The sequence below is a fragment of the Candidatus Saganbacteria bacterium genome (assembly GCA_026387835.1).
Classification (GTDB): domain Bacteria; phylum Margulisbacteria; class WOR-1; order JAKLHX01; family JAKLHX01; genus JAPLKZ01.
The window spans coordinates 21913-23871 of record JAPLKZ010000001.1 but is presented as its reverse complement, the minus strand read 5'-3'; the positions used below and the strand labels follow the sequence as shown (position 1 = coordinate 23871).

General features: G+C 42.7%; 2 protein-coding genes. Both read right to left on the bottom strand.

What is annotated here, in order from left to right; translation table 11 throughout:
• Nucleotides 1–673, bottom strand: a 673-nt coding sequence (locus NTZ10_00060) for a hypothetical protein (protein ID MCX5748632.1), incomplete at its 3' end; no start/stop codon positions are given.
• A partial coding sequence (locus tag NTZ10_00055; GenBank protein MCX5748631.1) for an AAA family ATPase occupies nucleotides 657–1959 on the bottom strand: 1303 nt, incomplete at its 5' end. The genes NTZ10_00055 and NTZ10_00060, both read right to left, overlap by 17 nt.

Here is a 1959-nt window from a genome sequence, read left to right as displayed (position 1 = left end):
ACATTATGGATGCTGAGTTTCCATATGTCCAGCTTGTGTGTTTATCATCTCCTATACTTTCGCAGGTGTTAAGACTTTTTAGAGAGAATGATAGAGCATTTATATAGTCACCTTTTGCTTTCAATATAAGGTGCTGATAATTATAAACTTCACCTAATGCTGTTTGATCCCCAGATTTTTCAGCACGACTTTCAAGTTCCTTTGACCATTCCCAGGCAGATTCAAGAGCGTTATCTTGCCATCCAACTACATAGATGATATGGAGATATGGAGGTCTGAGTTCCGGGCAGTAGTCAATGTTACTTATCAACTCCATATTTTTGTGGGTATATTCATACGCTTCCTTGTATTCTCCTTTACCCCAATGTCCTACAGCAATTGTGGAATTCATCAGCACTGCCCCTAGACATTCTATATCGTTCTCCAGTAGCTTCAGACCTTCTTTCCCATATTCAATTACATCATCAAACCTACTTTGCCAGACCAAAGCTTCAGAAATCCAATAATAGAGTATTGCCAATTGACGAGGTGGAAGCTTCATTGTCGTTGCCAATGCGATAGCTCTGGCGAAAAAGTCCTCAGCTTCTTTGACTTTCCCTATCCCGAAAAGCACTTCCCCTAATCCCCTCAATCCTTCCAGTTTCCAATCATCACGATTAATCTGCTGATTCATTAGCATAATTACGCTTAGCCTTCTCTCCCGCCTTTAGCATATACTCAACTGCTTTCCCTGCATTGTCACTCTTTGAGTAATGGTGTGCTAATTCGTCATAGTAGTCTTCCAATCGTTCTTGATATAGCTTCTCTATGCCCAAAGCTACCTGACTATGAAACGCCTTTCTACCTCGCTCAAGTATGCCCTGATAGGTCGCTTCCTGTGTGAAGGCATGTTTGAAGGCATACTCCAATTCTGGAACTGCACGTTCTTCATAGACTAAATCACGTTCCTCAAACTCGTTCAGGTAGTTATCCAGCTTACTCTCGTATTGTGTCAAATGATCAAGAAGGCGGTATCTAAACAATCTACCTATAACTGACGCACATTGAAGGACATATCTAGCCTCCTCTTTCAGCCTATCCACCCGTGATAGGACTACGCTTTGGATGGTGTCAGGAACGTTTATATCCTTTATCTCCGCCTTCGCCTTCCAGCTTTCATTCTCCTGATATACAAATTCCTGCTCTATCAATGATCGTATTACTTCCTCTATGAAGAACGGATTGCCCTCCGACTTTTGTAAAATCACGTCCCTGACGGCTTCTGGTAGATTATCTATGGCAAGCAGGTCCTCAACTAACTGCCTACTTTGTAGTCTGGATAACGGCTTTAGCGTGATCTCAGTGTATTTATCAAGGCACTTACGCTGTGCCTGATCACCAAGCTTCATTGCCCTACTATCCCTCTCAGGACGATATACGCATACAATCATCAGCGGCGCATGTGATAGTCCATCCATCAAGTGGGATACAAGGTCAAGTGACAGTTCATCTGCCCAATGCAAGTCCTCTAGTATCAGCATCAATGGCTGTTTCTTTGCCATCTCTGAGAACATATCTCTCAACTTCTGCTCTGGCGTGGCAAACTTGAGTTTATCATCAATTTCATTGCCAAACTGTATTGATAGGAGATGCCCCAAGAACTGCAGCGCTTCATCCGCACTGTCTGGAAATATCTGCTTTGTGCCGTCAACTACCTTTTGAGCCATATCAGTCATATCGTCTATTTCACCCAAACTGAAATATGTCCGTAGTATATCAATAAAAGGCAGGTAGCTGATTGGTTGACCTATGGAAACACATCGCCCTTCAAGATATTGGAATTGCTTATCTTCTCTGCTGGCAAGATATGCCTTCAATTCACTTACCAATCTTGACTTACCAATACCCGCTTCACCTATGACACTAACGATCTGCCCATGACCATTTAGCCATTCATCAACTGATTCCTTCACTTCGGTG